The organism is Aminobacter ciceronei (assembly GCF_014138625.1).
Classification (GTDB): Bacteria; Pseudomonadota; Alphaproteobacteria; order Rhizobiales; family Rhizobiaceae; genus Aminobacter; species Aminobacter ciceronei.
In genome coordinates this window covers 54,534-60,834 of the sequence record NZ_JACJHY010000036.1, presented here as the reverse complement: position 1 = coordinate 60,834, position 6,301 = coordinate 54,534, and the positions used below count along the sequence as shown (strand labels likewise).

The 6,301-nt window shown below is 63.8% G+C and carries 6 protein-coding genes; 4 read left to right on the top strand and 2 right to left on the bottom strand.

Going from position 1 to position 6,301, the window contains the following annotated elements; genetic code table 11:
- Nucleotides 1-91 precede the first annotated feature (91 nt).
- Together HNQ95_RS27935 and HNQ95_RS27930 are read right to left on the bottom strand one after the other, a co-directional pair.
- Nucleotides 92-1,021, bottom strand: coding sequence for an Lnb N-terminal periplasmic domain-containing protein (locus HNQ95_RS27935; protein WP_376769277.1), 930 nt, complete (start codon nt 1,019-1,021; stop codon nt 92-94).
- Nucleotides 1,022-1,199: 178 nt separating this feature from the next.
- Nucleotides 1,200-2,078 (bottom strand): LysR family transcriptional regulator, encoded by an 879-nt coding sequence (locus HNQ95_RS27930; RefSeq protein WP_182575686.1) that lies wholly within the window; start codon nt 2,076-2,078, stop codon nt 1,200-1,202.
- Between the two features lie 130 nt (nt 2,079-2,208).
- Between HNQ95_RS27930 and HNQ95_RS27925 the strand changes: the two genes are divergently transcribed.
- The 4 genes from HNQ95_RS27925 to HNQ95_RS27910 all read left to right on the top strand — a co-directional run bounded on the left by HNQ95_RS27925 (nt 2,209) and on the right by HNQ95_RS27910 (nt 6,300).
- Nucleotides 2,209-2,835, top strand: coding sequence for an RraA family protein (locus tag HNQ95_RS27925; protein ID WP_182575687.1), 627 nt, complete (start codon nt 2,209-2,211; stop codon nt 2,833-2,835).
- A gap of 47 nt (nt 2,836-2,882) precedes the next feature.
- Nucleotides 2,883-4,409, top strand: coding sequence for an ABC transporter substrate-binding protein (locus HNQ95_RS27920; RefSeq protein WP_246341009.1), 1,527 nt, complete (start codon nt 2,883-2,885; stop codon nt 4,407-4,409).
- A 72-nt stretch (nt 4,410-4,481) separates the two neighbouring features.
- Nucleotides 4,482-5,399, top strand: coding sequence for an ABC transporter permease (locus tag HNQ95_RS27915; RefSeq protein ID WP_067956228.1), 918 nt, complete (start codon nt 4,482-4,484; stop codon nt 5,397-5,399).
- A 1-nt stretch (nt 5,400) separates the two neighbouring features.
- Entirely contained in the window at nt 5,401-6,300 is a 900-nt protein-coding gene (locus HNQ95_RS27910; protein ID WP_157097185.1) for an ABC transporter permease, read from the top strand.
- Nucleotide 6,301 lies beyond the last annotated feature (1 nt).

The window sequence follows — 6,301 nt, the reverse complement described above, 5'->3', positions numbered from 1 at the left end:
CCACCCGCTACGACAAGCGCGACGACAACTTCCTCGCTTCCGTCCAGCTTGCTTCAATCCGCATCTGGTTGCGTAGTTATGAGTCGGTCACCTAGAGGGCCGGTTGCGGCACGCCCTCGCGGATCAGCCGCGAGAAATGGCCGGTCAGCCCAACCGCCAGCGCGCGCTGGGCGATATGGGCGCGGCTGCGCAGCTCCTGCACCGACATGCGTGTGTCGAGCGCGCCACGGTCATAGGCATATTCGGGCAGGTAGCCGTTGACGATCAGGCGCCAGTCGAACGGGGTGACGTCGCCGACGGCGCGCATCATCCTGAAGATGACGGTGGTGCAGTTGGTGGTGATCGAATTGTAGAAGCGCGGTGTTGCGGCCAGCGCATTGGCATCGGCGACATAACCGAGCAGCAGCGCCCGGGCGGCGGTCGGTGAGACGTTGAGGCGATAGAGCTGGACGTCCTCGCCGCGAATGTTCGAGCGGACACCAACGACGTCGCGCTCGTCGGCGGCGACGATGACCAGCGGGTTTGCCTTGAACAGATCGGCGATCGGCGAAAACTGACCGCCATTCTGCCTGCGGACCTCGACCGACCAGGCGAGCTGATCGCCGCCTTCGAAGCCGAAGCTCATGATGACATGGGCCATCTCGGGCCCGGCCCAGTAGGACATGAACAGGTCGAGCGTCTTGAGCTTGCTCAGGTCGTAGCTGCGCGTCGTCCAGCGTTCGGTGAAGTCGCTGTTGCTGCGCCAGTCGAAGTCGCGGACATCTGTCAGGGTCAGCATGTCGCCGTCGCGCCGGCCGGTGACCTGCCGGGCCACGTCGGGCGCAAACTCGGCATGGTCCGACGGAACGATGGTGTTCCACCATACCAGCACCGCGGCGAAGCCGATGGCGAACAGTGCCAGCCCATGCAGGCGCCAGGGCGTGAACAGGGCGATGGCGGCTGCGATGCCGAGCAGGACGAACAAGCCTGCGGCCAGTCCCCTGGCGATGTCAGGCGCCGGCAACCGATACCAAAGCGCCATCGCTGCCCAGGCGGTGGTGAGCGCGATGGCGATGACAAGGACGATGGCCGAAACGATCAAGCCCACACTGCGCACTGCCAACTCCGGTCGGGTTCATTTCGATGCTCACGCCGAGATCGCAGATCGGCTGTCCGGCGGCAAGGCGGCATCGGCACGCCAGTGGCGATTTGCGCGGCACCTATTGCAGCCGGAAATCGCAGATTTCGGCGCTCAGGGCCGCGACTTCCTCACAGAACTGCACATGGTAATCGTTCCTGAAGGTGGCGAAGTATTCGAGATTGGGCAGCTCCATCTCGGTGCGCACGACGCACAGCCGGCCATCGGCGACCATGTTCCTGAAGAAGGCGTGCGGCAGGATGGTGACGCCCATGCCATGGGCCGCCAAGTGAGCCAGCGCCACCATGTTGTTGCAGGAAATCGTCCGCTTGAACGGCAAATTCGGGTTGTCGATGACGCTGTGCAGGATCGAGCCGGTCGTCTGGATCAGCAATGGATGCTTGGTGAGATCGCTCAACGTCGCGTTGTCCTTGCCGTCCAACAGCTTCGGGCTGCACATCCACACAAGCTCGATGGCGCCAAGCGGCGTGCTGACGAATTGCGGCTCCTGGATGACACGCGGGCAGATGACGAAGTCGAGGCGGCGGTCGACCAGGCGCTCGAGCAGGGAGGCGGTGAGGTCGATCTCGGGTTCGAGCGTGATCATCGGATAGCGGTCGAGAATCCCGGACAACAGTTCGGGCAGCCATGACAGCGCGACGAGATCAGTGACGCCAAGGCGAAAGCGGAATGACGGAACCGACGATTTCTTTGCCAGTGAGTTCAGGCGATCGTTCAGGCGCAGAATCTGCTCGGCGATTGCGCGGATCTCTTCGCCCTTGGTCGTCAGGACCGGCTTGCGCCCGGTCCGATGGAACAGCGGCGTTGAAAACCTGGCCTCCAGTTCGCCGATGCGCTTGGAGATCGTCGACTGGACCATGTTCAGATAGTCGGCAGCAGCCTCGAAACTGCCCAGCGTGCTGACCCAGTAAAGCGCCTCCATCTGCTTGATCGTGAACATGAATTCCTCCTGATATGAAGAATAGTGATGCCTTCTGATGCATTAATATCGCTTTTCTTCAGGAGGTGACACTCCTATCCCTTTGACGACTGGAGGCCGCTGGTCCGCGGTCGCCAAGGGAGGAGCTATCATGACCGTCACCGAATTGCCGTCCGCAGCACCCGTTGCGGACGATCTGCTGAGACAATACGCCAATGTCGCGACGTCGATCGTCAGCGACAATCTGGATCGTCTTCCGGGCGCGGTCGGCCTCTTGCCTTTTCATGCCGGCGGACAGCTGCTCGGCACGGCGCTGACGGTGCGGACGCGTCGTGGCGACAATCTCGCCATCCATGCGGCGCTGCGCATTGCGCGTCCCGGCGACGTCATCGTCGTCGACGGCGGCGGCGACACCAGCCAGGCGCTGATCGGCGAGATCATCCTGGCCCATGCCGAATCCCTTGGTGTTGCCGGCTTCGTCATCGACGGAGCTATCCGTGACGTCGCAGCCATCAAGGCCAGCAAGCTGCCTTGTTTTGCCCGCGGCGTCACCCATCGCGGCCCCTACAAGAATGGCCCCGGCGCCATCAACGTCGACGTCGCCATCGGCGGCCTCGTCGTTCATCCGGGCGACCTGGTCGTCGGCGACGAGGACGGCGTCGTCGCCCTGTCGCCGAAGGTGGCGGCCGACATCCTGCCCGGCATCCGTGCCCAGGAGGAGAAGGAACGACTGAAGCTGGAGGGCTTCAGGACGGGTGCGCGCCTGCGCGCCGTCTAGCAGCGACGGACTTCACGAAATCAACTAGAACTCGGGAGGAGTTTGAAATGAACGCATTCAGGAAAACCGCACTGGGGCTTTCGACGGCGCTGTTTCTGTCGCCGATGCCAGCGGCCATGGCCCAGTCGGGCGATGCCGTGACTATCGTCTTGCCGGGCGGGCCGGACCGGCTCGATCCATGCGAGACTCCGCGCTCGGTCATCGGCCGCATCATCAAGCAGAATGTCGTCGAGACGCTGGTCGAGCTGGACTATGCCAAGCAGACGACAATTCCGCGCCTCGCCGAAAGCTGGGAGCAGACCTCGCCGACGACCTGGCGCTTCAACCTGCGCAAGGGCGTCAAGTTCCACGACGGCACGCCGTTCGATGCGGCCTCGGTGGTCTATTCGCTCGAGCGCACGCTCGATCCCAAGCTGACCTGCATCACCCGCACCAAATATTTCGGCGGCGTCGACATCACTGCCAGGGCGATCGACGAGAACACCGTCGAGTTCATGACCAAGACGCCGATGCCGATCCTGCCGACGCTGCTGGCGCAACTGGCGATCGCATCGGCGAAGACGCCGAAGGGCGAATACACGACCGAGCCGATCGGCACCGGCCCCTATGACTTCGTCAGCTGGACCCAGGGCGAGAACGTCAAGATCAAGCGTTTCGACGGCTATTGGGGCGAGAAGCCGAAGATCGAAGACGCCACCTATGTCTGGCGCAGCGAATCCTCCGTCGCGGCCGCGATGGTGGAAACCGGCGAGGCCGACCTGGCCTTCTCGATCGCGCCGCAGGATGCGACCAATCCGGAGACGGACAAGGTCTACCCGAACTCCGACAGTGCGATGTTCCGTCTCTCCGCCGACATTCCGCCGCTCAACGACATTCGCGTGCGCAAGGCCTTAAACCTGGCGATCGACCGCAAGGCATTCCTCGGCAGCGTCATCAGCGACAAGGCGGAACTCGCCACCCAGCAGGTCGGCCCGAGCGTGCTCGGCCACAACCCGAACCTCGTGCCGTGGCCCTATGACCCCGAACAGGCCAAGGCGCTGCTCGCCGAGGCAAAGGCCGCGGGCGTGCCCGTCGACACCGAGATCCGCATGATCGGCCGCCCCGGCATGTTCGCCAACTCGAACGAGTTCGTCGAGGCGGCCGCCGAGATGCTGCGGGCCGTAGGCTTCAAGATCAAGCTCGACAATCTCGAGATGACACAGTGGCTGGAGGCGGCCAACAAGCCGTTCGCCGCCGGTCGCCAGGCCAACGCGCTGCTGACAATGCATGACAACAACAGCGGAGACGCCCAGTTCACCGCGTTCTTCAAGTATCACAGCGACGGCCGCCAGAGCGAAATCCACGACGCCAAGGTGGACAAGCTGATCACTGACGCCGGCATGGCCTCGGGCGAGGAACGCGCCAAGCTCTACCAGGAGACCTTCCGCTACATCTACGAGGACCTTGTCGCCGACGCGCCGCTGTTCCACATGGTCAACTACATGCGGGTCGGCAAGCGCATCGACTTCACGCCGACAATTGCCAACGCGGTCGAGCTGCAGCTTGCCAAGCTGGTCGTCAAGTCACCGTCGTAACACTGGAACGGCGCCGGCCGATCGCCGGCGCCGCCCTCCCGTGTCAACCATGTCCGGCGGAGGAGGCGGAGAATGGGCAATTTCATCTTCAAGCGATCGTTGCAGAGCGTGCTGTCGCTGGCGCTGCTGATCATCCTCGTCTTCTTTCTGGCCAGGTTCACCGGCTCGCCTGCAGACCTCTATCTGCCGCTCGACGCCACCGAGGAGATGCGCGACCAGTTCAACCAGCGCTTCGGATTCGACGATCCGGTCTATGTCCAGTTCTTCCGTTTCCTGGGCGGCCTGCTGCAGTTCGATCTCGGCGAGTCGATCCAGTATTCGAAGCCGGCCGTCGAGGTCGTGCTGCAGGCCTTCCCGACGACCCTGATGCTGGCGGCGATCACCATGCCGATCGTCATCGCGGTCGCCATCGTTACCGGCTCGCTCGCCGCCTTCCGTCCGGGCGGGCTGTTTGACCGCATCGCCAGCCTGATCTCGCTGATCGGCGCCAGCACGCCGAATTTCTGGGTGGCGATCGTCGGCGTGATCGTCTTCGCCGTCTGGCTGCGCGTACTGCCGACATCGGGCACCGGAACGCCCTGGCACTGGGTCCTACCGGTCGCAGTGCTTTGCCTCAGGCCAACAGGTGTCTTGGTGCAGGTCGTGCGCTCGTCGATGATCACGGCGCTGTCTTCGGCCTATGTGAAGACGGCGCGAGCCAAGGGCGTGCGCGCCAGGGCCATCGTCTTCGTTCACGCGCTGCGCAACGCGCTGCTACCTGTCATCACGGTCGCCAGCGACCAGGCCGCCGGCATCGTCAATGGGGCAGTCATCGTCGAAACGGTGTTTGGTTTTCCCGGCATCGGCAAGCTGATGATCGATTCCGTGCTGCTGCGCGACTTTGCCGTCATCCAGGCCGCAGTGCTGGTCACGGCACTTGCCGTCTTCATCATCAACATCGTTGTGGACATCACCTATGCGCTCGTCGATCCACGCATCCGGCACAGCTGAGATGGCCAGGCCCGCACAGGCAACGCCGTCGGCACTCCGCGACATCGTCTCGAGCCTGTTGCGCGACAAGGTCGCCCTGGTCTCGGCCGCCTTCCTGGCCATCGTCCTGGTTTGCGTTGCACTGGGGCCGACGCTGCTCGCCGACCAGGCCCGCGCCATGAACCTGATGCAGCGCAACGCAGCACCGTTCTCGTTCGATCGGCCATGGCTCTACATCCTCGGCGCCGACGCGCTCGGACGCTCGGTTCTCGCCCGCATCATCGTGGCGAGCCAGAATACCATCCTGATCGCCGGAACGGCGGTGCTGACTTCGCTGGTGGTCGGCGGTGCGCTCGGCCTCGTCGCCGGTTTCAAGGAGGGCGCCGTCAGCGCGATCCTGTTGCGCCTGGCGGACGCTATCATGAGCTTTCCGTCGCTTCTGCTCGCCGTTATCGTGCTGTTCGTGTTCGAGCCCGGCGTCGCCAACGTCATCCTGGTGCTCGCCATCTCGCGCGTGCCGATCTTCCTGCGCACGGTCCGTGCCGAAGTGCTCGAGCTGAAGGAACGGCTGTTCGTCACCTCGGCACGCGCCATGGGCGCCTCGACCTGGCGCATCCTGTTTCGCCATGTCGCGCCGATGGTGCTGCCGACCGTCATCAATCTCGCGGCGCTGGAAATGGCCTTCGTCATGCTCGTCGAATCCGGCCTGAGCTTCCTCGGCATCGGCATCCAGCCGCCCGAGATCACCTGGGGCCTGATGGTCTCGGACGGGCGCAACTACATCGGCTCGGCCTGGTGGGTGGCGTTCTGGCCCGGCCTCGTGATCATGCTCGTCACCATGTCGCTCAATCTGTTCTCGAACTGGCTCCGCGTCGTGACCGATCCGGTTGAACGCTGGCGCCTGCAAACCTCGGCGGAATGAC